Annotated in this window: 21 protein-coding genes; 11 read left to right on the forward strand and 10 right to left on the reverse strand. The window is 70.4% G+C overall.

The window, feature by feature from the left end; translation table 11 throughout:
* Positions 1-2 precede the first annotated feature (2 nt).
* Positions 3-1,055, forward strand: coding sequence for a 2-oxoacid:ferredoxin oxidoreductase subunit beta (locus tag AC3WQY_RS14205; protein ID WP_492709243.1), 1,053 nt, complete (start codon positions 3-5; stop codon positions 1,053-1,055).
* Here AC3WQY_RS14205 and AC3WQY_RS14210 read toward each other — a convergent pair.
* From AC3WQY_RS14210 to AC3WQY_RS14230, 5 genes are read right to left on the reverse strand one after another with little or no spacing between them, the layout of a single operon-like run.
* On the reverse strand, positions 1,036-1,836 hold the full coding sequence (locus AC3WQY_RS14210) for an arginine N-succinyltransferase (RefSeq protein WP_492709245.1): 801 nt from the start codon (positions 1,834-1,836) through the stop codon (positions 1,036-1,038). The two genes, AC3WQY_RS14205 and AC3WQY_RS14210, sit on opposite strands and share 20 nt — an antisense overlap.
* On the reverse strand, positions 1,833-2,909 hold the full coding sequence (locus tag AC3WQY_RS14215; protein ID WP_492709247.1) for an arginine N-succinyltransferase: 1,077 nt from the start codon (positions 2,907-2,909) through the stop codon (positions 1,833-1,835). The genes AC3WQY_RS14210 and AC3WQY_RS14215 overlap by 4 nt, the downstream gene beginning before the upstream one ends.
* Positions 2,906-3,937: a GlxA family transcriptional regulator gene (locus AC3WQY_RS14220; protein ID WP_492709249.1), complete on the reverse strand. Its 1,032-nt coding sequence runs from the start codon at positions 3,935-3,937 to the stop codon at positions 2,906-2,908. Before AC3WQY_RS14220 ends, AC3WQY_RS14215 begins: the two co-directional genes overlap by 4 nt.
* 33 nt (positions 3,938-3,970) lie before the next feature.
* Positions 3,971-5,101 carry a succinylglutamate desuccinylase/aspartoacylase family protein gene (locus AC3WQY_RS14225; protein WP_492709251.1) on the reverse strand — a complete coding sequence of 377 codons (1,131 nt, stop codon included), beginning with the start codon at positions 5,099-5,101 and terminating at the stop codon, positions 3,971-3,973.
* An 11-nt stretch (positions 5,102-5,112) separates the two neighbouring features.
* On the reverse strand, positions 5,113-6,525 hold the full coding sequence (locus tag AC3WQY_RS14230) for a cyanophycinase (protein WP_492709253.1): 1,413 nt from the start codon (positions 6,523-6,525) through the stop codon (positions 5,113-5,115).
* Positions 6,526-6,792: 267 nt separating this feature from the next.
* Between AC3WQY_RS14230 and AC3WQY_RS14235 the strand changes: the two genes are divergently transcribed.
* The 6 genes from AC3WQY_RS14235 (at position 6,793) to AC3WQY_RS14260 (ending at position 15,606) form a co-directional block, all read left to right on the forward strand.
* Positions 6,793-9,522, forward strand: coding sequence for a TonB-dependent receptor (locus AC3WQY_RS14235; protein WP_492709255.1), 2,730 nt, complete (start codon positions 6,793-6,795; stop codon positions 9,520-9,522).
* Positions 9,479-10,621 (forward strand): serine hydrolase domain-containing protein, encoded by a 1,143-nt coding sequence (locus AC3WQY_RS14240; protein WP_492709256.1) that lies wholly within the window; start codon positions 9,479-9,481, stop codon positions 10,619-10,621. The genes AC3WQY_RS14235 and AC3WQY_RS14240 overlap by 44 nt, the downstream gene beginning before the upstream one ends.
* A 52-nt stretch (positions 10,622-10,673) precedes the next feature.
* Positions 10,674-12,737 (forward strand): M13 family metallopeptidase, encoded by a 2,064-nt coding sequence (locus AC3WQY_RS14245; RefSeq protein WP_492709258.1) that lies wholly within the window; start codon positions 10,674-10,676, stop codon positions 12,735-12,737.
* A gap of 63 nt (positions 12,738-12,800) precedes the next feature.
* Positions 12,801-13,916, forward strand: coding sequence for an ABC transporter substrate-binding protein (locus tag AC3WQY_RS14250; RefSeq protein ID WP_492709260.1), 1,116 nt, complete (start codon positions 12,801-12,803; stop codon positions 13,914-13,916).
* Between the two features lie 253 nt (positions 13,917-14,169).
* Complete coding sequence (locus AC3WQY_RS14255) at positions 14,170-14,637, forward strand: Lrp/AsnC family transcriptional regulator (RefSeq protein ID WP_285234449.1); 468 nt, start codon at positions 14,170-14,172, stop codon at positions 14,635-14,637.
* A gap of 3 nt (positions 14,638-14,640) precedes the next feature.
* Positions 14,641-15,606: an extracellular catalytic domain type 1 short-chain-length polyhydroxyalkanoate depolymerase gene (locus tag AC3WQY_RS14260; protein ID WP_492709262.1), complete on the forward strand. Its 966-nt coding sequence runs from the start codon at positions 14,641-14,643 to the stop codon at positions 15,604-15,606.
* On the opposite strand, the gene AC3WQY_RS14265 is transcribed toward AC3WQY_RS14260, so the two are convergent.
* The gene (locus AC3WQY_RS14265; RefSeq protein ID WP_492709264.1) at positions 15,582-17,294 is read right to left on the reverse strand and encodes a phospholipase D-like domain-containing protein; all 1,713 of its coding nucleotides are present in this window, start codon (positions 17,292-17,294) and stop codon (positions 15,582-15,584) included. The two genes, AC3WQY_RS14260 and AC3WQY_RS14265, sit on opposite strands and share 25 nt — an antisense overlap.
* A 154-nt stretch (positions 17,295-17,448) precedes the next feature.
* On the opposite strand from AC3WQY_RS14265, the gene AC3WQY_RS14270 reads away from it, so the two are divergent.
* On the forward strand, positions 17,449-17,826 hold the full coding sequence (locus AC3WQY_RS14270) for a SirB2 family protein (protein WP_285234446.1): 378 nt from the start codon (positions 17,449-17,451) through the stop codon (positions 17,824-17,826).
* Positions 17,827-17,832: 6 nt separating this feature from the next.
* Here the strand turns inward: AC3WQY_RS14270 and AC3WQY_RS14275 are convergent, their stop codons facing one another.
* Both AC3WQY_RS14275 and AC3WQY_RS14280 read right to left on the reverse strand, forming a co-directional pair.
* A complete protein-coding gene (locus tag AC3WQY_RS14275) occupies positions 17,833-18,255 on the reverse strand; it encodes a VOC family protein (RefSeq protein ID WP_492709266.1) in 423 nt (140 codons plus the stop codon).
* 100 nt (positions 18,256-18,355) lie between these two features.
* On the reverse strand, positions 18,356-19,333 hold the full coding sequence (locus tag AC3WQY_RS14280) for a hypothetical protein (RefSeq protein ID WP_492709268.1): 978 nt from the start codon (positions 19,331-19,333) through the stop codon (positions 18,356-18,358).
* 206 nt (positions 19,334-19,539) lie between these two features.
* On the opposite strand from AC3WQY_RS14280, the gene AC3WQY_RS14285 reads away from it, so the two are divergent.
* Together AC3WQY_RS14285 and AC3WQY_RS14290 are read left to right on the forward strand one after the other, a co-directional pair.
* Positions 19,540-20,403 (forward strand): hypothetical protein, encoded by an 864-nt coding sequence (locus tag AC3WQY_RS14285; RefSeq protein WP_492709270.1) that lies wholly within the window; start codon positions 19,540-19,542, stop codon positions 20,401-20,403.
* Between the two features lie 40 nt (positions 20,404-20,443).
* The gene (locus AC3WQY_RS14290; RefSeq protein WP_492709272.1) at positions 20,444-21,574 is read left to right on the forward strand and encodes a helix-turn-helix domain-containing protein; all 1,131 of its coding nucleotides are present in this window, start codon (positions 20,444-20,446) and stop codon (positions 21,572-21,574) included.
* Positions 21,575-21,583: 9 nt separating this feature from the next.
* On the opposite strand, the gene AC3WQY_RS14295 is transcribed toward AC3WQY_RS14290, so the two are convergent.
* Together AC3WQY_RS14295 and AC3WQY_RS14300 are read right to left on the reverse strand one after the other, a co-directional pair.
* Positions 21,584-21,817, reverse strand: a complete 234-nt coding sequence (locus tag AC3WQY_RS14295; protein WP_492709274.1) for a hypothetical protein — start codon at positions 21,815-21,817, stop codon at positions 21,584-21,586.
* Complete coding sequence (locus AC3WQY_RS14300) at positions 21,814-24,927, reverse strand: diguanylate cyclase domain-containing protein (RefSeq protein ID WP_492709276.1); 3,114 nt, start codon at positions 24,925-24,927, stop codon at positions 21,814-21,816. Before AC3WQY_RS14300 ends, AC3WQY_RS14295 begins: the two co-directional genes overlap by 4 nt.
* A gap of 263 nt (positions 24,928-25,190) precedes the next feature.
* Between AC3WQY_RS14300 and AC3WQY_RS14305 the strand changes: the two genes are divergently transcribed.
* Positions 25,191-26,162: a nuclease-related domain-containing protein gene (locus tag AC3WQY_RS14305; protein WP_492709278.1), complete on the forward strand. Its 972-nt coding sequence runs from the start codon at positions 25,191-25,193 to the stop codon at positions 26,160-26,162.
* Positions 26,163-26,191: the final 29 nt, after the last annotated feature.

Below are 26,191 nucleotides of genomic sequence, written 5' to 3' on the forward strand. Positions count from 1 at the left end.
GAATGACCTACCTGGCCAAACCCAAGCTCCACCATCCCTCGCTGGCGAAGAACCGCGTCGGCTACACGCGGCGCGACTACGAGGGCAAGGTCTCCACCCTGTGCGCCGGCTGCGGGCACGATTCGGTCTCCTCGGCCATCGTGCAGGCCTGCTGGCAGCTCGACATCGAGCCGCACCGCGTCGCCAAGCTCAGCGGCATCGGCTGCTCCAGCAAGACGCCGGACTATTTCCTCGGCGCCAGCCATGGCTTCAACACCGTGCATGGCCGCATGCCCAGCGTGCTGACCGGTGCCAACCTGGCCAATCGCGGCCTGCTCTACCTGGGCATCTCGGGCGATGGCGACTCGGCCTCGATCGGCCTGGGCCAGTTCGCGCATGCGATGCGGCGCGGCGTGCGCATGGTCTACATCGTCGAGAACAACGGCGTCTACGGCCTCACCAAGGGCCAGTTCAGCGCCACCGCCGACCGCGGCTCGGTGGCCAAGAAGGGCGCGGTCAACCACGACGCCGCGATCGATCTGGTGAGCCTGGCCCTGCAGCTGGGCGCCACCTATGTGGCGCGCGGCTTCAGCGGCGACAAGGCCCAGCTGGTGCCGCTGATCGAGGGCGCGATCCGCCATGGCGGTGCCGCCTTCATCGACGTCATCAGCCCCTGCGTGGCCTTCAACAACCATGCCGGCAGCACGCGCAGCTACGACTATGTGCGCGAGCACAACGAGGCGGTCAGCCGCATCGACTTCATCGATCTGGCGCCCGAGCAGACCGTGGGCGGCGACGAGGACCTGGTGTGCGTGCCCCAACACGACGGCAGCACCATGCGGCTGCGCCGCGTCAAGCCCGACTACGACGCCACCGACCGCATCGCCGCGATGAACCAGGTGCAGGCCCTGCACGCCGCCGGCGAGATCGCCACCGGCCTGCTCTATGTGGACCCGGAGGCGCGCGATCTGCACCTGGGCCTGAACACCGTGGCCTGGCCGCTCAACACCCTGGGCGAGGCCGAGCTCTGCCCGGGCGGCGAGGTGCTGGAAAAGATCAACGCGGGTCTGCGCTGAGCGCCGGTAGGCGGTCTATGCAGGCGGCGAGCACCGGGCCGCCGTCGATGATGCCGATATGGTGGTCGTAGGCCAGGCCTTCGGCGCCCAGCAGTTCCAGCAGCAGCGTCGCCGAGGCATCCACCTGGCCGATGGCCGCCTGCGTGGCGGCCGGCAGGAAGGAGGCGTAGACCGGCTGGCGTGGCAGCAGCACGGCGACCAGGGCGCGCCAGTCGCGGCCATGGCGGGCCACCAGGCTGGCCGTATCGCCCACCACATCACCGGCATAGAAGTGCCGGCCCAGGCCTTGCCAGAAGGGTGAACGGCCCTCGCTGTCGCGCTGGCCAGGCAGTTCGATGATGAGGGTGCTGCCGTGCGCGGCGCGCTGCTCGGCCAGCTGCAGCAGCGCACCGCGCAGCAGCAGGCGCAAGGCCGCGGCCTGCTCGGCCAGGCTCAGGCCCGCGCGCGCCCAGCAGAGATCGGCCAGTTCGCTGGCGCCGGCATGGTCGCTGCCCAGCAGCAGGGTGGTCTGGCGGTGGAACAGCCGCAGTGGCTTGGCCGCGTGCACCACACAGCCCACGTGGTACCAGTGGCGCGGAGTCTGCAGGCCGATGCCCGCCCGCAGACGCAGGCAGGCGAGCGGCTGGCCGCTGGCCGTCTGCTCCACCAGCAGCCACTGTTCGGCGCTGCCCGCTGCCGGCAGGGTGGTGTCAGTATCGGCGCGCAGCAAGGCGCGCAGGCCATCGCTGGCGAGGTCCTTGGGGCTCACCGCGCGTACGCGCAGGCCTTGGCCTTGCATCATGCTTGCTCCTCAGGGCCATCCGGCGGGCCCGCCCAGTCCAGTGGCGCGGCCAGTACCGGCTCGCCGATGTGCAGCCCGAGCGCGGCGGCGCTGGCCTCGTCCAGGGTCAGGGCCGCGCCGGCATCGGCCGGCAGCAGCACGGCTCGGAAATCGCGCCGCCGGCCGTTGCTCACCAGCTGCCAGCGCGCGCCGGGCTGCAGGGTGCCGGCCTGGCTGGGCCGGCGGCGCGCGCGGCGCACCGATTTGAGCGTCTGCAGCCGCCCCTCCACGGTGGGGCCGCCGTCGTAGATGTTGATATAGGTGTCGGCCTCGAAGCCCTCGTCCAGCAGGATGGCGAAGGGCAGCTCGCCCACCGCGTGCAGCTGGCCCAGCGCCCATTGCGCGGGCTCGTCCAGCAGCGGCACATAGATCGGCGACTGCGGCATCAGCTCGGCGATATAGGCCTTGTTGCGGCCGCTGGTGAGGGCCTCGGCGCTGGGGTAGTCCATGTCGAAGAAGCGCCGCCCCACCGCGTCCCAGAAGGGGCAGCCGCCGTTGTCGTCGGCCGGGCCGGGGTTCTCGGAGGCGATGCGGTCGGAGAAGCGCTCGGCGAACTGCGCAATGAAGAGCAGGCGCGCGCGTGACAGCAGCTGCGGCGCCAGGCCGTCGGCATAGGCGGGGTCGATGTGGAAGCCGGTCAGCAGGCTCACGCCGGTGAGGTCGTGGCACAGGTGCAGGGTGTGGATGCGGTTGCGCGTGCCCAGTTCGGGGCTCACCTGCACGATGAACTCGTTGCGGTAGCTGTAGAAGCGATCGTGGAAGCCGGGGCTGGCCTCGATGCCGCTGGTGCCGATGATGGCGCCGTCGCGCGCCAGATCCTCCAGCACGAACAGATAGATCTCCTCGCCGGTGGCGTCGTCCTCGCTTTCGAAGGCATGGGCCGAGCGCTCCAGCTTGTCCTGCAGGGCCGCGCGGTTGCTGGGCAGGGAGGAGATGCCGATCGCGCTGGCATGGGCCAGGCGCTCCAGCGCCGCCAGGTCGGCGGGCAGGGCCGGGCGCAGCAGGTAGCGGCACAGCGGGTGGTGGTCACTCATGATGGCGAATCCTCATGCGGGGGGCGCCAGGCCTGGCTCTGGCGGCTGCGCTCCTCGCGCGGCGTGCAGCCAAAGCCGGCGCGGTAGGCGTTGGAAAAGTGCGAGGCGGTGGCGAAGCCGCAGGACAGGCCGATCTGCAGCACCGACTGGCTGGTCTGGCGCAACATGCGGCGCGCCCGCTCCAGCCGCAGGCTCAGGTACCAGCGCGCCGGCAGGGTGTCCAGATGCTGCTTGAAGAGGCGCTCCAGCTGGCGGCGCGACACGCCCACCAGGCCGGCGATGTCCTCGGTGGACAGCGGCTCGCCGAGATTGGCCTCCATCAGCGCCACCGCCTCGGCCAGCTTGGCCGAGCCGCCGTTGTTGCCGGCGCCGCCCAGGCGGCCGCTCTGGCGCTGGTGCTCGTCGCGGCCGCGCAGGCGCTCCAGCCCCAGGGCCATGGCCAGCTCCTGCGCGATGCGCTCGCCGTGGCGCTGGCCCAGCCAGGCCAGCAGCAGGTCCTGGCTGGCCTGCTGGCCGGCGCAGCTGAGGCGGTCGCGGTCCAGCTCGTAGAGATGCTGGCTCAGCAGCACCTCGGGGTGGCGCTCGGCCAGCGCCGCGCCATGCGGCCAGCTGAGCGTGGCGCGGTAGCCGCGCAGCAGGCCGGCCTCGGCCAGCCAGGCCGCGCCGCAGCCCAGGCCGCCCAGCACCAGCCCGCGCGCGGCGCAGGCGCGCAACCAGGGCAGCAGCGCGGGCGCCAGCGCCTCCTGCTCCTGCCAGGCGCCATCGCTGACCACGAACACCGCGTCCAGGCCGGGCTCGCGCGCGTCCTCGCCCAGCTGGCCCAGCTCGGCCAGCGGCTGGCATTGCAGGCGTGCGCCCACGCCGGCCGTGACGCTGCGCTCGGCCCCCAGCAGCAGGCTCTCGTAGGCCTCGCCGTCCAGCAGCTGCTTGGCGGCGGCCAGCGCCTCCATGGCGCCCGCCAGCGTCTGCAGGCCGAAGCCGGGCAGCAGCAGGAAGGCGCAACGCGTCAGTTTGATCGGGCCGGGCACCGACTCATCCTAAGGCCAATGCTGCACAGTCTCTCAGGCCGACAGCAGCTTGCCGGCGCGCAGCGCCTGGCGGCCCACCACCTTGCCCAGGCGCATGCCGGGCACCGCCATGCGGCGGTTCTCGCGCGCGAAGAACAGGCCGTCGATGGGGCTCGTGACGATGCTGCGCTGGCCGCTGATGGGGTCGATCAGCTCGGCCACCGGCTCGCCGGCGCGCAGGCGCGCACCGACCTCGCGCAGGAACACCAGCACCCCGCCCTGCGGCGCCAGCAGCGGCATCGAGCCCGACAGCGGCAGGCCCTCGCAAGCCAGCTCGGGCAGCTGCGCCACGGCGCCGCTGATGAGGCCGCGCTCGGCCAGGTAATGCACGATGGCCAGTGCGTCGCGGCGCGCCAGCTCGTGGCGCACATCGCCCTCGCCACGCAGCTCGATGGTGGCGGCCAGGCAGGCCAGCGGCAGCGGCCAGCCGGCGCTGGGGCCGTTGGCCAGGCGCGCGCGCAGCCGCGCCCAGACCATCGAGCAGGCCTCGTCGAAGGGATCGTCGCCCGAGGCATCGGCCAGCAGCGCCAGCTCGGCGCCCAGGCAGCGGCCCAGCAGGGCGGCCTCGGGCCAGAGCGCCTCGGCGGTATAGAAATGCAGCAGGGCCTCGCCATCGCAATGCAGGTCCAGCACGATGTCGGCATCGATCGCCAGGCTCAGCAGGGTGCGGCGCAGGCTGGCCAGCACGGTGCCGGCCGGTAGCGCGGCCACCGCCTCGCGCAGTGCCGCGCGCACCAGCTGCACATTGGCCAGCGGGTCCGGCCCCAACAGGCCTTGCACCTGGTGTGCCACCGGCTCGGCCAGGTCGGCATAGTGGCGGTTGAAGTTCTCGCCGCTGTAGAACTCGAAGCGGCCCTGCATGCCGCGCAGCTGCCACTGGCTCATGCCCAGCGGGTTGGCGGCCGGCACCAGCACGATCTCGCCCTCGATGCGGCCGGCGGCTTCCAGCTCGTCCAGCAGCTCGCGCAGGTGCTGGGCCACCAGCATGCCCGGTACCTCGTCGGCGTGCAGCGAGGCCTGGATGCTGGCCTTGAGCCCGTGGCCGGGGCGGCCGTAATGCAGGCTGATGAGTTCATGTGTCAGCCCCGGGGTGGCCGGGAGCAGGGCATGGCGGACGATCTGCATGGCCCGACCGCCTATTGCGCGCTGCCGTCGCGCTCGGTCGCGGCGGGGCTGGTGCCGCGGTTGGCCGGCGCCCAGGGGCCGTAGAGCGGCTGCGGCAGGCGCACCGGGGTGATGTCGAGGTAGAGGTTGATGACGGTGTAGTCCTCGGGGCCCAGCTCGTCGGTGCTCCAGCCTATGCTGCCGGGGCCCTTGTAGAGGCGGAACACGAAGCCCAGGTCGGCCAGGCTCTCGCCCGGCTTGGGCGCGGCCTCGAAGCTGATGCCGCGCACCTCGGGCAGGTTGCTGTCGATCAGATAGCTCATCGCGTTGGAGATCGCCGAATCGCCCAGCATGTCGGAATAGAACAGCGGGTCGGTGTAGTAGGGCTTGAAGTCGGGTGCGCCGGGCTCGAGCCTCTGGCTGCGCAGCTTCAGGGCTGACGGCGTGGTGACGCGCGTCTTCAGGTTGAAGCGGTCGCCATGGTCCAGATAGGTCAGGCGCGCATTGGTGAGGTTGAGCGCGCCCAGGGTCGGGTCGCTCTTCACGTCGGTCAGATCCACCAGCAGGGCGCCCTTGCCGCCGATCACCTCGACCTCGTCGCCGCGTATCACCGCGGCCGAGTTCTCCTCCACGCCCAGGCCCAGCTTGTAGCCCTTGGCCATCATCAGCGGGATCATGCGGCCGAAGCGGCCGCGCTTGAGGAAATGCTGGTCGACGAACAGATCGGGGCCGACGAAGCCGAGGCCGCGGTCGATCTGCTTGCCCTCGGTCCACTTGCCCTTCATGATGCTGATGACGCTGGGCGCGTCGCGGAACATCACCTTGCTCATGATGGCGGCGCCGGCCGAGGTGCCGGCCACCACCCCGCCGCGGCGGTAGACGTCCCAGATCGCGTCGAGCATGGGCGTGGCATGGCCGCCGGGGTAGAGCACGTCGACGATGCGCTCCTGCGAGCCGCCGGTGAAGAACACGCCCTTGGCATTGCGCACCTTGGCGATCAGGGCCGGGTCGCGCACCACCTTGTTGAGGTCCACCCAGCCGAACTTGGGCGCCACCGGCAGGGCCTCGGCCACCGCACCGCGGCGCTGCAGCAGCTCCACCACCTGCTTGGCGCTGCTTTCCGGATCTTCCGCGGCGGTGCCGAACACCACGAAGCGCGCGCCCTTGCCGCCGGCCAGGCTCACCAGCCGGCCCCAGACCTCGTCGTTGTCGGACTTCAGCGCCCCGCCGATCGGCACCGCATGGCCCTTGATGGCCGGCTCGGCCGCATCGCTGGCGGGCGGCGCGGCCAGCACATGGCTGATCGCCGGCGGGGTCTTGGGCGCGGGCGGCGTCTTGGCTGCGCTGGGCGTGGCGGCCTGCGCGGACAGCCAGCAGGCGCTGGCCAGCAAGAGGGTCAGGCCTTGCGCGCCGAGTCTCAGGGGGTGTCGGGAGTTGCTTTGCATGCTGGTGATGGCCAAGTGCCGCGTTAGGTGCCGATGATGGCAGCGCGGCGTGGCCCCGGCCATGCGGGGCGCTGCCGGCCGCGCAATTGAAAAACTACATGTCGCTTCCACGCAAGCGGCCGCGGCGCGGCTTGCCTTGAAGCGACAGCCAGTTGCAAGCAAGCGACTTGGCGCGAAAACCCGTGGTGGTCGCGGGGCCGGCTGTTCCTAGACTGGCCCGGCGCGTTCCGTCGTTCAATTGCCCGTCACCCCCTTGGAGAAGCAAGCATGAAACCAGCCCTGCGCCCCTACCTCGCCGCATCTTCGCTGCCGCCGCAAATGCGCAGCACCGCGCTGGCCGCGGCCCTGATGCTGGCCCTGCCGGCCTGGGCGCAGAGCACCGACACGCTGAACCGCGTGGAGATCACCGGTTCCGCCATCAAGCGCCTGGAGAGCGAGGGCGCGCTGCCGGTGCAGGTGATCAGCCGCGAGGACATCACCAAGCAGGGCCTCACCACCGCGGCCGAGATCGTCGCCCGGCTCAGCGCCAGCGCCAGCAACCTGACCGACGGCGGCAGCATCGGCTACGGCGGCTTCCGCGACCAGATGGGCATGAATGGCGCCAATCTGCGCGGCATCGGCGTGTCGTCCACGCTGGTGCTGCTGAACGGCCGGCGCATGGCCAACTTCGCCTCGCCCGGCGATGCCTCGGGCGTGGACCTCAACAGCATTCCGGCCGCCGCGATCCAGCGCGTCGAGGTGCTGCTGGACGGCGCCTCGGCGCTCTACGGCAGCGATGCCATCGGTGGCGTGATCAACTTCATCACCCGCAAGGACTACCGCGGCGTCGAGCTCAATGCCAGTGCCGGCGGCACCAGCGAGGGCGGCGGAGCCAAGCGCACCGCCTCGGTGGCCGGCGGCGCTGGCGACGTGAGCCGCGACGGCTTCAATGTGTTCGGCGTGATCGACCTGCAGCGCACCAGCAGCCTGAACGCCAACCAGCGCAAGTTCATCGACGAGCTGAAGATCCCCGAGCGCCTGCCGGACCTGCTCTCCAGCGCCTCCTTCCCCGGCAATATCCGGCTCAGCAGCGCGCAGCGCCGCTCACTCGTTGCCGACGGCTTCTCCACCAATGGCAAGAGCGTCATCAGCAGCCGTACCATCAACCCGGCCGCGGCCAAGGGCTGCAATGCGCCCTCCTCGCTCTACCTGCCGGACGGCATCGGCGGCGTGGACGGCTGCACCTACGACTACATGCGCGACATCGAGCTCTACCCGGAGTCCGACAAGGCCAGCCTGTTCGGGCGCGGCGTGTTCGATCTGGGCAGCGGCCACCAGTTCTTTGCCGAGGCCTCGCTGAGCCGCTCCAAGACCCTGTACACCGGCACGCCGAATCGCGTCGATGCCGACATGGATGTGTCCAAGGTGCCCGCGCTGGCCGGCACCAGCCTGGCCAAGCTGGCGGCCGACGACGAAGACCGCATCATGACCGTGCGCACCCGGCTCAGCGAGGCCGGCCTGCGCACCAGCGAGCTGGTGTCGACCAACCAGCGCTATGTGGCCGGCGTGAATGGCACGCTCGCCAAGTGGGACTACGAGGTCGCCTTCAACCACAGCAGCAGCACCGTCTCCGACCGCGACCACCAGGGCTATCTCAACGAGCCCATGATCCGCGACGGCTTTGCCGCCGGCACGCTCAACCCCTTCGGCCCCTCCAGCGCGGCCGGCCTGGCGCTGTACGAGGCGGCGCAGATCCGCGGCGAGGTGCGGCGCGCCGAGGGCAGCATGGACAGCCTGGACTTCAAGGCCAGCCGCGCGCTCGGGGCCCTGGCCGGCGGCGACCTGGCCCTGGCCCTGGGCGGCGAATTCCGCCGCGAGAAGCAGAACTACCGCCAGTCCGATGCGCTGGCGCAGGACCTGATCCTGGGCGAGACCTCGCAGGGCCCGGATGCCGACTTCGGCCATTCGCGCAAGGTGGCCGGCGTTTTCGCCGAGCTCAGCGCGCCGGTCACCAAGGAGCTGGAACTGCAGGCCGCCCTGCGCTACGAGCGCTACCAGGTCACCGGCAGCGCCACCAGCCCCAAGCTGGGCCTGAAATACGTGCCGTCCAAGGAGCTGCTGCTGCGCGCCTCGGTGGGCGCCGGCTTCCGTGCGCCCAGCCTGTCGGACCTCTACCGCCCGGTCACCCAGGGCACCGCCGCCACCCTGGTGGACCCGGTGTGCATGGCCGCCGACCCCGGCAACACCGTGACCGACTGTTCCGACACCTGGGCCACCTTCCAGTTCAGCAACCCCAAGCTCAAGCCCGAGCGCTCGCGCCAGTTCTCGCTGGGCGCGGTGCTGGAGCCGCAGCGCGGCATGAACTTCAGCCTCGACTACTGGAACATCCAGAAGCGCGAGCTGATCAGCACCCTGGGGGTGGATTCCATCCTGGCCCATCTCGACAAATATGGCAGCCTGGTGCACCGCGACGAGGACGGTGTGATCGACCACATCGACCTGGTGAAGGAAAACCGCGGCCGCCAGAAGATCTCGGGCGTGGACCTGGGTGTGGCGCTGTCGGGCCTGAAGAGCAGCATCGGCACCTTCGGCCTGCGCCTGAACGGCACCTGGACGCTGGAGTCCAAGCAGCAGACCGGCAATGGCGATCCCTACATCAGCAACCTGGGCCACTTCATCAACGATGGCGTGGTGCAGCGCTGGCGCCATACGTTGGCGGCGGACTGGGAGCAGGGCCCCTGGAGCGCCACGCTGTCCAACAGCTACCTGTCCGCCTACACGGACCAGACCGTGATCGGCAAGGTCGATCGCCAGGTGGGCGCCTACTCGCTGTGGGACCTCACCGGGGCCTGGAAGTTCAACGCCGCGCTGACCCTGCGCGCCGGCGTGAAGAACCTGTTCGACACCGCCCCGCCGTTCTCGCAGCAGGCCTGGTTCTTCCTGTCCGGTTATGACCCGAGCTATACCGACACGCGTGGCCGCTTCTTCTACCTCAGCGCGCAGTACCAGTTCCGCTGATACCGGGCGGCGCCTGAGCCTGGCGGCGCTGGCCATGCTGGCCCTGCCCGGGCGAGGGCGGGCGGCCGAGCCGGAGGCCGCCGACGCGCCCGATGCACGCCTTGCGCAGCTGGCGCGCGAACTGCCGGCCTGGCTGGCCGAGCTGGACGTGCCGGGCGCGAGCCTGGTGCTGCTGCGCGAGGCCAGGGTCTGCTGGGCCGCCCACCTGGGCCTGCGCGAGCGCGGCGGCGCCGAGCCGGTGCGCGCCGACACGGTGTTCGAGGCCGCCTCGATGAGCAAGCCGGTGCTGGCCTATCTGGCCATGCAGCTCGTGCAGGCCGGGCGGCTGGCGCTGGACCGGCCGGTGCTGGACTACGCGGACGAGCGCTTCGAACCTGCGCAGCCGGCGCAGGCGCGCATCACCGCCCGCATGCTGCTCTCGCACAGCTCGGGCCTGCCCAACTGGCGCGCCGGCGATGCCGAGCATGGGCCGCTGCAGCTCGGCTTCGAGCCCGGCGCGCGTTTCGCGTATTCGGGCGAGGGCTATTACTACCTGCAGCGCGTGCTGGAGCGCATCACCGGCCTGCCGCTGCAGGCCCTGGCCGAGCGCCAGCTGTTCCAGCCCCTGGGCATGGGCCACAGCGGCTTTGTGCTCACGCCCGCGCTGGATGCCTTGCGCGCGCGCGGCCACGACGAAGCCGGCCGGCCGCTGCCGGCCAGCGACTACCGCCGGGCCAATGCCGGCTACACCCTCTACACCAGCGCCGCCGACTACGCGCGTTTCATCGCCGCCCTGCTGGAGCCGCGGCCCGGCGCGGCGCATGCGCTCGGCGCCGAGTGGCGCAGCGCCATGCTGGCACCGCAGCTCGAGGCCGGCGACCGCCAGCCCCTGCCGCGGCCCGCGCGGGCGCGCGGCGACCGGGTGTTCTGGAGCCTGGGCTGGGCGGTCGAGCGCGGCGCGCAGGGCCTGATCGCCTATCACAGCGGTACCAACAGCACGGGGTTCCGCTGTTTCAGCCAGTTCGCGCCGGCGCGCGGCAGCGGCCTGGTGCTGATGAGCAACGGCCTGGCCGGCAACAAGCTCTGGCAGCGCCTGCTGGCGCTGCTGGGTGACCTTTGAGCGCGGCCCGCGCTTGGCCGAGAATGCCGGCTCTTCACCAAAGAGCCGCACCATGCCCAAGAAGCAGTTGTTGTTGTCCCTCGCCGCCGCCGCCGTCTGCGGCCTGGCCGCCGCCCAGGAGACGCCCCTCGCCAGCCTGCCCTACACGCCCAGCCTCGACCCGGCGGCGATGGATCGCACGGCCGATCCCTGCGAGGACCTCTACCAATATGCCTGCGGCGGCTGGCTGACCAACAACCCGGTGCCGCCCGACCAGTCGCGCTGGTCCGTGTATGCCAAGATGGCCAACGAGAACCAGCGCTACCTCTGGGGCACGCTGGAGCAGCTGGCCAGGGACGGCGCCGCCGGCGCCAAGCTGAGCGCCAACCAGGCCAAGATGGGCGACTACTTCGCCGCCTGCATGAACGAGGAGGCCGCCAACGCGCAGGGCCTCAAGCCGCTGCAGCCGCTGCTGGACCGCATCGCCGCGCTCGGCAGCAAGCAGCAGCTGCCGGCCCTGCTGGCCGCCCTGCACCTGGTCAGCGGCAACGACCGCCTGCTTTTCGGCTTCGGCGCCAACCAGGATTTCGCCAACTCCAGCCAGGTGATCGCCTTCGCGGTGGCCGGCGGCATCAGCCTGCCCGACCGCGACATGTATCTGCAGCAGGACGAGAAGGCGCTGCAGCTGCGCGAGCAGTTCCGCAGCCATATCGCGCGCACCTTCGAGGCCCTGGGCGAAAGCCCCGCCGCCGCGCAGGCCGCCGCCCGCAGCGTGCTGGCCACCGAGACCCTGCTGGCGCGCGCCACGCTCAGCCGCGTCGACAAACGCGACCCCTACAAGACCTTCCACAAACTCAACGCGCGCGGCCTGCAAGACCTGACCCCTGGCTTCGACTGGGCCGCCTACCGGCGCGCGCTCGGCGTGGATGCCAGGCTCAACACCGTCAACGTCACCGAGCCGGCCTTCTTCAAGGCGCTGGACAAGCATCTCAAGGCGATGAGCCTGGACGAGCTCAAGACCTATCTGCGCTGGCAGCTGGTGAGCAGTGCGGCGCCCTATCTCAACCAGGAGCTGGTGCAGCTGAACTTTGACTTCTTCGGCCAGGCGCTGAATGGCGTGCCGCAGCTCAAGAGCCGCTGGAAGCGCTGCGTCGAGCTGGTGGACGCGCAGCTGGGCGAGGCCCTGGGTCAGGAGTTCGTGCAGAAGAACTTCAGCCCCGAGCTGAAGGCCCAGACGCAGAAGATGACCGGCGAGATCGAGGCCGCGATGGCCGAGAGCGTGAAGGCCCTGCCCTGGATGAGCGCGGCCACCAAGGCGCGCGCGATGGACAAGCTGCACAGCATCGTCAACAAGGTCGGCTACCCCGACCAGTGGCGCGACTACGGCGCCTTCGAGGTCTCGCGCAGCGATTTCCTCGCCAATGTGCAGCGCGGCAACGCCTTCGAGGCCCGGCGCCAGCTGGCCAAGATCGGCAAGCCGCTGGACCGCGGCGAATGGGGCATGACACCGCAGACGGTGAACGCCTATTACAACGCGCAGATGAACGACATCAACTTCCCGGCCGCGGTGCTGCAGCCGCCGCTTTACGACGCCAGGCTCGACGCCGCGCCCAACTACGGCAACACCGGCGGCACCATCGGTCACGAGCTGATCCATGGCTTCGACGACGAGGGCCGGCAGTTCGATGCCAAGGGCAATCTGAAGGACTGGTGGACGCGGAAGGATGCGAAGGCCTTCGAGCAGCGCGCTGCCTGCGTGGTGGACCAGTACGCCCAGTACACCATCGTCGACGACATCAAGATCAACAGCAAACTCACGCTGGGCGAGGACCTCGCCGACCTGGGCGGCCTGGTGCTGGCGCTGTCGGCCTGGAAGGCGCACACCGCCGGCATGGCGCTGGAAAACCGCGACGGCCTCACGCCCGAGCAGCGCTTCTTCGTCGGCTTCGCGCAATGGGACTGCAACAACGCGCGCCCCGAGGCGCTGCGCGTGCAGGCGCTCACCAACCCGCATTCGCCGGGCCGCTACCGCATCAATGGCGTGGTGGTGAACATGCCCGAGTTCGAGAAAGCCTTTGCCTGCAAGCCCGGGCAGCAGATGGTCAAGCCGCAGGCCGAGCGCTGCAAGGTCTGGTAAACGCGCGGACCTGGCCGCGGGCGTTTGCTTTTTGGCGGCGGACCTGAAAGACTGCTCGGCACCATGCCGAACCGCTCGCGCCGCCGCGCCCTCTGGGCCTTCGCCTGTCTGCTGGCGGGCGGCGGTGGCAGCGCTGCCGCCGCCGAGGCCGAGCTGCGCATCGCCGCCTCGGCGGCGCTGAGCGGGCCGGCCGCGGCGCTGGGCCGGCGCTACCACGCCGGGGCCAGGTCTTGCTTCGAGCAGGTCAACCGGCATGGCGGCATCGCCGGCGCGCGCATCGTGCTCGATCTGCGTGACGACGCCTACGAACCCGAGCAGGCCGAGGCCAACACGCGCGCCTTCGTCGAGGACGAGCGCGTGCTGGCGCTGTTCGGCTATGTCGGCACGCCCACCAGCAAGGCGGCCCTGCCCTATGTGCGGCGCTGGCGCATCCCCTTTCTGGGCCCCTTCACCGGCGCCGACATCCTGTCGGAGCCCGGCAACCCGCAGGTCTTCAATGTGCGCGCCAGCTACCGCGAGGAGGCGGTGGCGCTGACGCAGGCCATGCACAAGGCCGGCGTGAAGCGCCTCAACGTGATGTACCAGGCCGATCTGTTCGGCCGCGCCGGGCTGGAGGCGATGCGCGCCGGCATCCAGCCCCTGGGTATCGCGCTGGGCGCGGTGGCCACCTTCAAGCGCAATACCGTGGACGTGCAAGAGGGCGTGCACGCCCTGGTGGGCAAGAGCAGCGCCGACGCGATCTTCGTAGTGGGCACCTACACCAGCATGGCGGCCTTCGTGACGCAGGCGCGCGCGGCCGGCTTCAAGGGCCGCTTCTACAGCCTCTCCTTTGTCGGCCTGGAGCCCCTGCGCGAGGCTCTGCGCGCGGCCATGCAGGGCGTGACCGTGGCCCAGGTGGTGCCCGATGCCGAGGATCGCAGCATCCCGGTGGTGGCGGCCTACCAGCAGGCCATGCGCGAGGCCGGTGAGAAGAGCTTCGACTCGATCAGCCTGGAGGGCTACCTGGCCGCGCGCGTGCTGGTGGAGGGCTTGCGGCACGCGAAGCCGCCGCTCACGCGCGAGAGCCTGGAGCAGGCGCTGGCGACGCTGGGCGAGCTGGAGCTGGGGGGCTTCGGCGTGCACTATGGCGCCGAGCAGCGCCGCGGCTCCAGCTATCTGGGCTTGAAGACCGGGCCTTAGCGCTGCGGCAGCCGCCGCGCCAACGCCGCAACCCCAGACGCTTGTGGTGCCTGGGGTGTTCGGGCTGCAGGGTCAGCGGTCTTGGTGGGCCGCGCCTGCACCGCATGGCGTTGGCCGGCGGTCTTTTTGTTCGCTGCTGATTGCAGTGCAGTCAGTGTAGGCGGCGGGGCGGGGCAGAAAATTGCGAAGATGGCTTGATCTTTGCGGACATTGGCAGAGAATTGCGTCAACCCTAGGATTGTGGACCGTAGTCATGGAGCTGGATCGAATTGACAGGCAGATTCTGCAAGTCCTCCAGGAGGACGGCCGCATCGCCAACCAGGAGCTGGCGGACCGTGTAGGCCTCTCGCCCTCGCCCTGCCTGCGGCGCGTGCGTGCGCTCGAGGAGGCCGGCGTGATCGCCGGCTACCGCGCCCTGCTGGACGCCAAGAAGCTGGGCCTGAGCCTGATGGCCCTGGTGCATATCTCCATGGACCTGCACACGCCCGAGCGCTTTGCCAACTTCGAGGCCTCGGTGCGGCTTCTGCCCGAGGTGCTGGAATGCCTGCTCATCACCGGCCAGCAGGCCGATTACCAGCTCAAGCTGGTGGTGCGCGACATGGACCATTTCCAGAGCCTGCTGCTGGGCAAGCTGACGCGCATCCAGGGCGTCACCGGCGTGCATTCGAGCTTCGTGCTGCAGCATGTGGTGAACCGCACCGCGCTGCCGGTGGGGGGCTGAGCGATGGGCTGGCGTGCGCGCCTGCTTGGCGCCCTGCTGCTGGCCTGCGGCGCGCTGTCGGCCACGGCCAGCCCCATCAGCGCGCCCGGCGACTACCGCCTCAGCCTCCAGCATGGCGGGCTGACGCGCCATTACCTGCTGCATGTGCCGCGCAGCCTGGTGCCCGGCCAGCCCGCGCCCCTGCTGCTGGCCCTGCATGGTGGTGGCGGGCATATGGAGCTGCAGGCCGATGACGCGAAATACGGCCTCATCAGCAAGTCGGAACAGGCCGGCTTCATCGCCGTGTTCCCGAACGGCAGCAGCGCCTTTCCAGGCGGCCGGCTGGCGACCTGGAATGCCGGCAACTGCTGCGGCCGCGCGCGCGACCAGGGTGTCGACGATGTCGGCTTCGTGCGCGCCGTGGTGGCCGATGTGCAGGCCCGCCTGCCGGTGGACGCGCGGCGCATCTACGCCACCGGCATGTCCAACGGCGCCATGATGGCGCAGCGCCTGGCCTGCGAGGCGGCCGATCTGTTCAGCGGCATTGCCGCCGTGGCCGGCACCGACAACACGCAGCAATGCAGCCCGGCGCGCCCGATCGCGGTGCTGCTGATCCACGCGCGCGACGACGACCATGTGCTGTTTGGCGGCGGCGCCGGCCCGCAGGCCTTCCGCGACCGCAGCCAGGTCACCGAGTTCCGCTCGGTGCCCGCCACCCTGGCCGGCTGGATCGCCCGCAACGCCTGCCAGGCCCAGGCCAGCCGCGTGCTCGAGCGGCCGGGCGCCTACTGCGACCGCTACGCCGCCTGCCGCGGCGGCGCGGCGGTGCAGCTCTGCGTCACCGACAGCGGCGGCCATGCCTGGCCGGGCGGCGGGACGGTGCGCCGCGCCAAGGGCGCGCCCTCGCAGGCGCTCTCGGCCAATGAGGTGATGTGGGACTTCTTCAGCCGCACCGAGGCCGCGGCTCAGCCGGCCACGCCGGCGAAGTAGGCGCGCTGGCGGCTGCGGTCGCTGTTGCCGAAGTAGCCGCGCCACCATCTGTCCTTCACGTCCAGGTGCTTGAACTCGGGCGTGGCGCCCGGCGCGCCGGCGGCCAGCCATTCGCGGAAGGCGTAGTGGTTCCACAAGCGCATGTACTCGCCCAGGTAGATGTCGGCCACGCGCTTGTTGCCGCGTATCACCAGCATGTTCTCGTCGTTGGCATTGGTGGAGGCGGCGCTGAAATTGGCCGAGCCGGTGATGACGATGGGGTCGGGGCCCAGCGGGTCGGCCAGCAGGAACTTGGTGTGGATGTACTGCACATGGCTGTTCAGGCCGGTGAGCGTCTCCTTGGCCCAGCGGTCGAAGCTGTTGGCGGCGATGCGGTTGCCCACCGCGAAGCGGTTCTGCGGCATCTTGCGCAGCGCCAGCATCTCGGCCTCTTCCGCGGCCTGCCTGGCCTTGCTGATGCCGGGGCCCAGCAGCTTGTCCAGCAGGGCGTAGCGCAAGGGCGCCTGACCCTGGCGGTAGGCGGCCTTGAAGAGATCGTTCATGCCGAAGGCGAAGGTCATGAAGAGCGCGCCGGGGCTGCGCGCGGCGATCTCGGCATACCAGTTCAGCGCTTCCAGGCCGGGCTGGGGGCTGAACAGCCAGTTGCCGCCCTTGAGGGGCTTGCCCGCGGGCCTGACGTTCAGCGCCGCCAGCGCCGGCTTCAGCTGCGCCGGCGTGGGGTTGGCGGCGATCAGCTGCCAGCATTGCAGATAGGCGGCCGCCACCTTCGGGTCCTGCACCACATGCACGACGTTGGACTGGCCGAACACCCCGCCCCGGGAGAAATTGGTGGAGCCGGTGAGCACCGCCTCGGCCGCCCCGCCCTGCAGGCGCACGATGAATTTGTGGTGCGAGATCGGCGGGTTCTTCACGCCGACCTGGGTCACGCGCTCGGTGCAGATGGCCTGCAGCTGGGCGGCCGCCGCGGTGGCGCGGTTGTCGTCGCGCGGGAACACCGCACCGGTCTTGGCATCGGGCGGGTTGGGGCAGCCGTCGTAGACGATCTGCACGTCCACGCCGCGCGCCCTGGCGGCACGCAAGGCCTCGGCCACGGCCGGCAGGCGGAACTCGTAGGCCGCCACGCGCAGGCCGAAGCCGGGCCCGCTGGCCGCGGCGATGAACTGCTCGATGGCTTCGAAGGCACCGCGCGAGAGCCAGGCCCAGCGCGGGTCGGTGTCGGGCGCCTGGGCCAGGCTGGGCGTGCCGGCAAAGCGGCGCGCGTATTCCTGCGAGGCGGCGGCGCCGCGGTTGAAGAACACATCGTGGTCGCCGCCGGCCTCGGTCTCGGTGGCCACCGTCAGCGTCACCGCCTCGCTGGCCAGCAGGTTCTGCGGGCTGCCGCGCAGCGCCACCACGCGGTAGCTGTAGCGATGGCCGGGCTTGGCGCTGAAGTCCGACCAGGTGAAGCCCTGGATGGGATGCTGGCGCGTCGAGTAGCGCGCCTCGGGCCCGAAGCCGGGGTCGGTGGCGGCGAAGGTCTTCATGCCCTCCAGCCAATAGGCCTCGTCCTCGTCGTGGTCGCTGCGGTGGATGGCAAAGCCCAGCAGGCCCGGGCAGCGGCTGGCATCCAGGTGCATGGCCAGCAGCACCACATGGCTGCCGGCAATGGCGCGCACCGTCAGGCCAGCACTCGTCTTGCGAACTCTCATGGCGGCTCCCGCAGGGCGGGCCAGGGCTTGGCCCAGGGAATGGATACCATGTCGCCCGGCCGGCCACAAGCGCCGGCCTCCTAAAGCAAGATGACAGCAGCCTGCCTTGACAGCGCCCCGGGCGCTGCCCAAGCTCTGCACAGAGGGATTCGATATGAGCTGGTTCTATTCGCAGATGCAGGACATGCACATCCTGCTGGCCTGGTGCAGCGTGGCGCTCTTTCTGGTGCGCGGCCTGGCCCTGCAGTTCAAGGCCGAATGGCCGTTGGACGTGCGCCTGCGCGCGCTGGTGTTCGGCGTCAACTTCCTGCTGGTGATCGCCGGCCTGAGCCTGTGGGGCTCGCTCAACTACAACCCCTTGGTGCACACCTGGCTGCTCGCCAAGTTCATCGCCATCGCCGCCTACCTGGCCTGCGGGCATTGGGCGATGGGCCGCGGCGAGTTCAGCCTGCTGGCCTATCTGGCGGGACTGCTGATGCTGGGCTATGTGATGGCCGTGGCCACCACACGCGATCCGCTGCTGGGTTTCTGAGCCGCCTCAAACGGCGATCAGCTCGCCATTGACGATCCAGGGCGTGCCGAATTTGTCGATCAGCATGCCCCAGCGCTTGGCCCAGAAGGCGCCCTGCATGGGCATGGTTACCTGGCCACCCTCGGCCAGGGTGGCGAATACGCGCTCGGCCTCGGCCGTGCTTGCATAGTCCAGCGTGATCGAAACGCCCTTGATGCCCTCGTAGGGCAGGTGGGCCGGTGCGTCGCCCGCGTACAGCATGCCGCCGCCGGGCAGCACCAGGCGCGCATGCAGGATGCGCTGCGCGAACTCGGGCGGGATCTGTGCCGCCATGGGCGACTCCGCGCCGCTCATCAGCACCTCGAGCTTGCCGCCCAGGGCTCGTTCGTAATAGCGCATGGCGTCGGCACAGTTGCCGTTGAAGGCGAGATAGGCGATGGCCTGGGTCATGAGAGGCTCCTTGATGGTGGTTGCGTGAAGCGCCGGCTGCTTTTGTAGCAGCCCGCATGCCCACGACGAAGGGCCGTGGCCGGATTCGACAGCGCCCGTCTCAGAACTTCATCTTCAGGCTGCCGCCCAGGGCCCAGGCGCGGCCGCGCGGGCTCAGCGCATCCGGGCGCGGCCAGAAATGGCCCACCAGCAGCTCGCCCAGCAGCCAGTCCTTGTGCAGCGGCTGCTCCCACTTCACTTGCAGGCCATAGTCCGACACCGCCACGCCCGAGCCCTGCTGGCCGTTGCACAAGGCCTCCAGCGAGAGCAGGCGCTGGTCGCCAAAGGAGCGGTAGGCGCCCAGCCCGCTGGACCATTCGAACTTCTTCGAGTGCTGGGTGATGGTGGCGGCATTCAGCCAGCGCATTGCCAGCGTGGCGCTGAAGGCATGCTCGTAGGAGAGCGCGGTGGTCGAGCCCAGGCGCTCGTCGAGCGACCAGAACAGGGTCTCGCGGAACTCCACCAGATCGGCCGGGCCGAGCTGCCAGGGCTTCTTGTAGCGCGCCTGCGCATAGGGCTTGAGGCCGCCGCGCAGGCCCAGGCGGAACTGCAACGACTCATGCGCCAGCAGGCCGATGCCGGCGAAGAAGGCGCGGTCGGCCGGGTTCTCGGGCAGCAGGCGTTGCTGGCGCGAGAAGGCGTCGGGCTTGTCGCTGATGACCTCGCGCCGGTCGTCGCGGCCGAGGAAGAGGTAGGCGCGGTCTTCGAGATTGGGCAGGCGCACGCGCGCGTTGAAGCGCAGGCTGAAGTCGGCCTTCTCATGCTGGCGCGTCAGCAGGGTGAGGCCCAGCAGGCCGTCGCTGACCTTGCCGCCCTGCGAGAAGGGCTTGTTGCCGAACCAGCCATCCACCCCGCGCGCCAGCCATTCGGTGCTGGAGCGCACCGAGCGGCGCGTGTTCTCAAGCGCTTGCTCCACCTCTGGCGAGGCCGCCTCGGGCTCATCGGCGGCCAGCGCGGCCCAGGGTATGCAGCACAGCGTGAGCGCGGCCAGCCAGCCATATGCCCCTGCCCCCCGCCCGTTTGGTCTGCTGCCCATCATGGTGTTGGATCCGGCTTGCCCTGCATCGATTGTGAACCCGCCTGCCGGGCGCGAATGCGAGCAATTGTGTGTTCCACCGGCGCCGCTGAAGGAGAGCTAGGCGTGCCCGTGTGCGTGACGCTGTCATCTTCGTTCGAAACACACAGGGTTGCCGGGCCGCCTTCACAGAATCGGTCTCCTGTTCAACCACGAGAGCCCGGCTCACCATGTCTACACCCACCGCTATCCCCTGCCAGCGCCGCCGCGCGCCTGGCGCCGCCCTGTCGCTGTCACTGGCGCTGCTGCTCGGCGCCCTGCTTCCCAGCGCGCCCGCGCTGGCCGATGCCGAACGTCAGGCCACGGCTAGCCTGGCGCCGAGTCAACTGGTCGGCCTAGACCTGAATCTGCAGATCGAGAAGGTGGCCCCGGCCGCAGCGCTGCCCAACCAGGGCGTGATCGTGAAGCGCTATCTGGCGCAGGGGCTCTGGACTTCGCAGGGCGCCGGCGGCCCCGGCCATCGCCAGGCCAGCGGCAGCTACCAACTGCGCCATGGCGGCGACCACATGCTGGAAGAGCGCTCGGTCGATGATAGCGGCCAAGCCCAGTCCAGCACCCGCTACAGCTTCGAGCATCCGCGTGGCGGCACCTGGGTGCAAAGCCTCAACCATGGGCAGCAACAGCTCAGCGGACATTTCACCGTCGCACCCAGCCAGCCCGGCCCGGCCCAGCAGCTGGCCCCGGCCAGCAACGCCGGCCTGCACGTGGCCCTGATCATCAAGCAGGCGCTGGCGCCGACCCTGCCGCCCGGCGTCTTCCCCTCGGCCGGCTTGGTGTTGCAAAGCTATGCCGCCGACGGCACGCTGAGCTTCCAGGGTTTCGGCCCCGGTAACATCAACTCCAAGGGCAGCTACAGCTACAAGCGGCTCTCGGCCAACACGGCGGTGGAGGAAGCCATCCAGACCAGCGACTTCTTCAGCCTGCCCTACACCATGGTCTACACGTTCAAGACGCCCAACTCGGGCACCTGGTACCAGAACTTCTACAACGGTCTGATCCAGTTCTCGGGCACCTTCGACACCTTCCCGCGCTGAGCGCACTTGCCAGGCGGCCCTGGGCCGCCTGCCTCCGATCATGACTCTTGACGCCGAAGCGCTGAAAGCCTGCCTGCTGTTCTCGTTCAGCCTCGGTTGCTGGACGCTGCTGACCCTGCTGCTGAGCCGCCGTGGCGAGCGAGGCGCCCGGCTCGGCATGGCCGCCTTCGTGGCGCTGCTGTTGCTGCCGCCCATGCAGGCCTATCTGGCCTTGGCGCGGCCTGCCCAGCCCATGGCCTGGCTGCAGGCGCTGCGCTACCAGCTCACCTGGGCCTATGGCCCGCTGATGCTGCTGTGCCTGCGGCAGGCGCTGCTACTGCCGCTGCCCGCGCGCGGTCCCTTGCTGCTGCACGCCCTGCCGCTGCTGCTGGTCGGCGCCGGGGTGCTGCTGGGCGCCGACTGGGTGAGCGCCCCGACCATGGTTTGGTTGCTGCTGCTGCAGGTGCTGGCCTATGCGGCGGCGGGCCTGTGGCTGCTGCGCCGCCAGCGCGGCCGCCTGGCGCAGTTGGCGCAGGGGCATCGCAACAGCAGCTACTACTGGCTGCTCTATCTGGCCGGCGGCCTGTTCGCCGCCACCTGCTTCGATCTGCTGATGCATGCGCTGGCCAGGCAGGGCCGGCTGCCGCCTGAGGCGCTGCTGCTCGGGGCCGCGCTGCTGCTGGCGCTCTATGTCGACCTGATCGCGCTGTTCGCGGTCTACCAGCCCGAGGTCTTCATCTCCGAGCGGCGCAGCGAGCCGCCGCCGGCCGAGCCGGCGCTGCCCGCCGTTGAGCCGCCCACGGTCGCGCCGCTGCGGGTGGTGGAGCTCTCGCCCGAGGTGGCGCGCGAACTGGCCGAGCGCCTGCAGGTGCTGGCAGCGCAGCATCGGCCGCATCTGGACGAGGCGATGTCGCTGGCCAAGCTGGCCACCCTGCTGGACGTGAGCCCGCACCAGCTCTCCGAGCTGCTCAATCTGCACCTGGGCAGCAGCTTCTACGACTATCTGAACGGGCTGCGCTACCGTGAGGCCCTGCAGCTGCTGGAGCAGCCGGACGGGGCGCACAGCCTGACCGTGGCCGACGTCGCCTACCGCGCCGGCTTCAACAACCGCAACAGCTTCTACAAGGTGTTCAAGGAAAGGACCGGGCTCACGCCCGCCGAGTACCGCAAGCGCTGGGCGCGGCAGGCCTGAGTGTGGCCCTCAGGCCGCCAGCCGCGTGCGGATGCGCGCGATGGTGGCCTCCACCGGGTCGTCGCGCGAGACCTCCAGCCCCAGCTCGCGCGCAATCTGGTTGACCTTGGCGGGGTGCAGGGGGATGCCGCCGGCATCGATGGCGGCGATCAGGGCGCGGGCGTTCTGTTCCGGCTCGGGCGGCGGGGCCGCTGCCGCGGGCGTGCGCGCGGCCAGCAGCTGGCGCAGCTTGCTCGGTTTCATGACGAGCCGCTCAGGCGCACCGTCAGGCCCTGCGCCCGCTGCCAGCCGGCCAGATCGCGCGGCGCCGCGGCGGGCGCCAGGCCATCGGCGCGCACCGCCCCGACATAGCCGTCGCGCCCCTGCGCTTTGGCGGCATAGAGCGCCGAATCGGCCAGGCTCAGGCTGGCCTGCCAATCCCAGGCGCGCGGCCGCTGCGGGTCCAGCGGGAAGGCGGTGAAGCCGATCGAGACGCTCACCTGCAGCGCCAGGCCATGGCCGATCTCGAAGGGCCGCTCGCGCACCGCGGCGCAGGCGCGCGCGGCCAGCTCGGCGGCATCGTCGCGGCTGGTCTCGCGCACCAGCACCAGCACCTCCTCGCCGCCCCAGCGCACCAGCGAGTCGGTCTCGCGGAACACGCGGCGCAGGCGCTCGGCCAGCTGCACCAGCACGGCGTCGCCGGCGGCATGGCCGTGCTGATCGTTGATGCGCTTGAAATGGTCCATGTCCAGCAGCATCAGGACGAGATCGCTGTCGGGGCCCGGCGTGATGCTCCTACCGGACTCGCCGCTTTCGAAGCGGCGCAGGCACAGGCGCAGATCGTCCTGCAGGCGCATCTCGAGGTAGCGGCGGTTGCGCAGGCCGGTGAGGGCATCGGTGAGGCTGGCCTCGCGCAGCTCGGCGGTGCGCGCGTCCACCAGGGCCTGCAGCGCGGCCTCGCGCTGGCGCAGCACGCGGGTGCGCCAGCGCACCACGCCCCACATCGCCAGCAGGCCCAGGGCCACACCGCCCAGCTGGGCCCAGAGCGTCTGCCACCAGGCAGGCAGCAGCTCGATGGGTAGCTCAAGCTGTGAGCTGCCCCAGGCCGCGGCATGCGCCGAGGCGCGCACCTGCAGGGTGTAGCGGCCGGGCTTGAGCGGGCCGAAGCTGGGGCTGCGCGCGCTCGCGTCGGCGTTGGTCCAGTCGTTCTCCAGGCCTTGCAGGCGGTATTGGTAGCGCAGGCGCGCCGGGTCGGCATAGTCCAGGCCGGCGAACTCGACCGCAAACGTGCGCGTGCCGGCGGGCAGCAGCAGGCCCTGCTGCCAACCCGGTGCGTGAGGATCTGGCTGGTAAGGCTGGCCGTTCACCCGCAGCGCGCTGATCACCAGCGGCGTGTCCTCGGCCGCCGGCGCATAGGCCTCGGGCTGGATGCGCAAGAGGCCGCGGCTGCCGCCGAACAGCAGGCCGCCGCCGGGCAGCTCGGTGCTGGCAAAGAACCAGAAGCTGCCGAAGGCCGCGCCCTCGGCGGGGCCGAAGCTGTCGAGCCGGTCGGCCTTGGGGTCGTAGACATAGAGCTGGCTCCAGATGCGGCCCTGGCCGTCCTCATGCAGATTGCCGCCGAACACGCCGTCGCTGCCATGGCGCTCGCCGATGCGCTCGAAGCGCGCGCGGCCCTGGGCATCCCAGCCGCGCAGGCGGTGCAGGCCGCTGATGGTGGTGTCCAGCCACAGCGTGCCGTCGCGCGCGCGCAGCAGGCCCATCACGATGGGGCTGGCCAGGGTCTCGCCGGGCGCTTGCGGCACCGCCTCGAGCCGGCCCGCGCGCTCGCGGAACAGGCCCTGCTGGCCGCCCAGCCAGAGCCCCTCGGGGGTGTCGATCAGGGCATAGATGCCGCCGTGCAGGGGCGCGCCGCCGGCGGGGTGCACGCGCTCCAGCGCCGTGGCCGCGGGCCCGGCGAGCCGGTACAGGCCCTCCTGCATGCCCAGCCAGACCTCGCCGCCGGCGCGCACCAGCAGGCGCTGGGCGCGCCCGCCGTCCAGCGGCCAGTCGCGCAGCAGCTGGCCCGCCGCGCTGCGGTGCTCCAGCCGGCCGGCAGCGGCCATCCAGAGGCTGCCATCGGGCGCCTCGGCGAGCGACTCCACCACCGTGCTGCGCTCACGCGGCAGGCTGCCCAGCGTGGCCAGCTGATGGCCGGGGCGGCCATCCAGGCGCGCCACGCGGCCGGCCTGGGTGGGCGCCAGCAGCTCGCCATTCTTCAGCGTCAGCAGCGCGCGCACATCGGCCTCGGCCAGCGGGCTGGCGGGGTCGGCATCGGGGCCGCGCACCGCCAGCGCCGGGTGCTGCTGATGGCGCTGCAGGCCCAGGCCATAGCCGGTCACCCACATGGCGCCGCTGCGGTCGCGCAGCAGGCCGCTGATGTCGTTGCCGGCCAGGCTGGTGAGGCGGCGCGGGTCGTGACGCAGCCGCGCCTCGATGGCGCCGCTCTGCGGGTTGATCCACAGCAGGCCCAGCTTGGAGCCCACCCACAGCCGGCCGTCGGCGGCCTCGGCCAGGGCCTGGATCGGCGTATTCAGCGCCTGCACCCAGCGCACCGCGCCACCCGGCGCCACCATGCCCAGATGCCCGTCCTGCGTGCCCAGCCAGATGCGGCCGTCGCGGCCCTCGGCCAGGGCCAGCACCGGCTTGCCCTCGTCCAGCCCGGGCAGCGGCAGCACCTCCCACAGGCCACCGGGGCGCAGGCGCGAGAGCCCGCGCCAATGGCCGGCCCAGACCGTGCCGTCGCGCCCCACCCGGAGCGCCAGCACGCGGCTCTCGGTCTCGCCCTGCCAGCGCAGCGGATGCGCCTCGAACTGCCTGCTGGCCGGGCTGTAGCGATAGAGGCCCTGGCCCACCGTACCCACCCAGACGGCGCCCTCGCCATCCTCGGCCAGCGCGCGTATCGGCGTGTGCGGGCCCGCCAGCCCCGTGGCACTGCCATGCGCCTCGACGCGGCCCAGCTCGGGGTCGTAGGCCATCAGGCCTAGGAACTCGGTGCCTATCCACATGCGCCCGCTCGCGCGCGCCGGCGCCAGCGCGCGCACCCAGCCCAGATTGCGTTGCGCCGGCGTCTGCCCCGCCTGCTCGATCGGGTGCAGGCGATAGCCGTCGTAGCGGGTGAGGCCCTTGTTGGTGGCCACCCAGATGAAGCCGGTGCTGTCCTGCGCCAGCGCGGGCGAGGTGTTCTGCGGCACCGGCACGCTGCGGAACTGCACCTCCAGCGTCGCACCGCCGGTGCCCGCGTCATGGCTGCTGGCTGCGTGGGCGGCGGCTGAGAGGAGGATCAGCGGGAGCAGCAGGAGCAGACGGGAGGCCAGGCGGCGGAAGGGGGACGGCATGGGGAAATCGTAACTGGGCGCGATGGAGCGCCGGCGTCGGCAGGGCGGCTGGCATGCGAAGAAATGGGCGATTTGTGCGCAGGGAGGCGGGAGCCGGCGCTAGCCGAACAAGGCTGCGGACGCGGGCCGTGCCGAGCCCTGGGGTAATCCCGGGGGAGGCAGGCCCGAACCAGCGAGCATTGCGCGTTCCGTGACATGTCACCGTCAGGCCCTGTGGCGTCGGGGTGCAAAATGTGCAGCACTCAGGGAGTTAGGGAGCAGCCATGCTGATCAAGACGGCAGATGACAAGCAGCGTCGCCTCAAGCTGCTGGAGGAGTTGCAGGCATCCCCATTGCTGGACCGGCAACAGCGCCAGTGGCTGCAAGACGAAGCGATGCGCTGCCAGCGCGGCCAGCAAGGCGAGCGCGACGCGGCGCACTACATCGACCACTGGAAGAAAGACAGCGAGCAGCACGCCGTGCTGCACGACCTGCGTTTCGTGGTTGACGGCGAGACGGCGCAGATCGACCACATGGTCATCAATCGCGCGCTGCACTTCTACCTGTTCGAGACCAAGTGCTTCAGCGGCGATGTGCAGATCAATGAGCAGGGCGAATGGACGGTGAGCTATCCGCGCGGTGGCCGCTATGGCGTGCCTTCACCGCTGGAGCAGAGCCGCCGCCATGAGCGCATCCTCGACAAACTGCTGACCAAGCTGGACATCACCGGCCGCGGTGGCCTGAAACCCACCTTTCATCACGTGGTGCTGTTGCACCCCAAGGCCACCATCGAGCGCCCGGACGAAAAACGCTTCGGCACCCGCGACGTCATCAAGGCCGACATGATCCAGCGCTGGCACGAGCAGTACATCGAGTCCGTGGGCGTGGTCGAGGTCTTCGGCAAGTTGCTGAACATCCACGGCAGCGACACCCTGCGCGCCTGGGCCGAGAAGCTGGCGCGCCAGCATCGACCGGTGAATCCGCTGGAATTGCCGGACTTCATCAAGCCGAGGGCGGCGGCGGCACCAACGCCATCGATGGGCACGACCAAGGCGGCCGCTCCTGCGTCTGCGGCTTCAGCAGGCCCGGCTGCGACGACGCCGAAGGCTGAGGACATCGCCGACCACCCGTTGTACCGCAAGCTTGTCTGCGCGACATGCCAGGCAAAGATCAGCTTTCCAGAGGGCAAGTTCTGCTGGAACCAAGAGAAGCGGTTCGGCGGGCTGCAGTATTGCCGAAACTGTCAGACTTCTTAGCCAACAAAAAGATCACTTGCCCGCATCGC

It is taken from the genome of Roseateles sp. FW301-B2 (assembly GCF_058788955.1).

What these genes read in the sequence shown, in the direction of transcription:
- AC3WQY_RS14250 (WP_492709260.1), top strand. Translation starts at nt 12,801, where the DNA reads ATGCCGAACCGCTCGCGCCGCCGCGCCCTCTGGGCCTTCGCCTGTCTG.
- AC3WQY_RS14205 (WP_492709243.1), top strand. Translation starts at nt 3, where the DNA reads ATGACCTACCTGGCCAAACCCAAGCTCCACCATCCCTCGCTGGCGAAG.
- AC3WQY_RS14210 (WP_492709245.1), bottom strand. Translation starts at nt 1,836, where the DNA reads ATGATGCAAGGCCAAGGCCTGCGCGTACGCGCGGTGAGCCCCAAGGAC.
- AC3WQY_RS14305 (WP_492709278.1), top strand. Translation starts at nt 25,191, where the DNA reads ATGCTGATCAAGACGGCAGATGACAAGCAGCGTCGCCTCAAGCTGCTG.
- AC3WQY_RS14215 (WP_492709247.1), bottom strand. Translation starts at nt 2,909, where the DNA reads ATGAGTGACCACCACCCGCTGTGCCGCTACCTGCTGCGCCCGGCCCTG.
- AC3WQY_RS14245 (WP_492709258.1), top strand. Translation starts at nt 10,674, where the DNA reads ATGCCCAAGAAGCAGTTGTTGTTGTCCCTCGCCGCCGCCGCCGTCTGC.
- AC3WQY_RS14235 (WP_492709255.1), top strand. Translation starts at nt 6,793, where the DNA reads ATGAAACCAGCCCTGCGCCCCTACCTCGCCGCATCTTCGCTGCCGCCG.
- AC3WQY_RS14230 (WP_492709253.1), bottom strand. Translation starts at nt 6,525, where the DNA reads ATGCAAAGCAACTCCCGACACCCCCTGAGACTCGGCGCGCAAGGCCTG.
- AC3WQY_RS14285 (WP_492709270.1), top strand. Translation starts at nt 19,540, where the DNA reads ATGTCTACACCCACCGCTATCCCCTGCCAGCGCCGCCGCGCGCCTGGC.
- AC3WQY_RS14260 (WP_492709262.1), top strand. Translation starts at nt 14,641, where the DNA reads ATGGGCTGGCGTGCGCGCCTGCTTGGCGCCCTGCTGCTGGCCTGCGGC.
- AC3WQY_RS14225 (WP_492709251.1), bottom strand. Translation starts at nt 5,101, where the DNA reads ATGCAGATCGTCCGCCATGCCCTGCTCCCGGCCACCCCGGGGCTGACA.
- AC3WQY_RS14255 (WP_285234449.1), top strand. Translation starts at nt 14,170, where the DNA reads ATGGAGCTGGATCGAATTGACAGGCAGATTCTGCAAGTCCTCCAGGAG.
- AC3WQY_RS14290 (WP_492709272.1), top strand. Translation starts at nt 20,444, where the DNA reads ATGACTCTTGACGCCGAAGCGCTGAAAGCCTGCCTGCTGTTCTCGTTC.
- AC3WQY_RS14300 (WP_492709276.1), bottom strand. Translation starts at nt 24,927, where the DNA reads ATGCCGTCCCCCTTCCGCCGCCTGGCCTCCCGTCTGCTCCTGCTGCTC.
- AC3WQY_RS14265 (WP_492709264.1), bottom strand. Translation starts at nt 17,294, where the DNA reads ATGAGAGTTCGCAAGACGAGTGCTGGCCTGACGGTGCGCGCCATTGCC.
- AC3WQY_RS14275 (WP_492709266.1), bottom strand. Translation starts at nt 18,255, where the DNA reads ATGACCCAGGCCATCGCCTATCTCGCCTTCAACGGCAACTGTGCCGAC.
- AC3WQY_RS14280 (WP_492709268.1), bottom strand. Translation starts at nt 19,333, where the DNA reads ATGATGGGCAGCAGACCAAACGGGCGGGGGGCAGGGGCATATGGCTGG.
- AC3WQY_RS14295 (WP_492709274.1), bottom strand. Translation starts at nt 21,817, where the DNA reads ATGAAACCGAGCAAGCTGCGCCAGCTGCTGGCCGCGCGCACGCCCGCG.
- AC3WQY_RS14270 (WP_285234446.1), top strand. Translation starts at nt 17,449, where the DNA reads ATGAGCTGGTTCTATTCGCAGATGCAGGACATGCACATCCTGCTGGCC.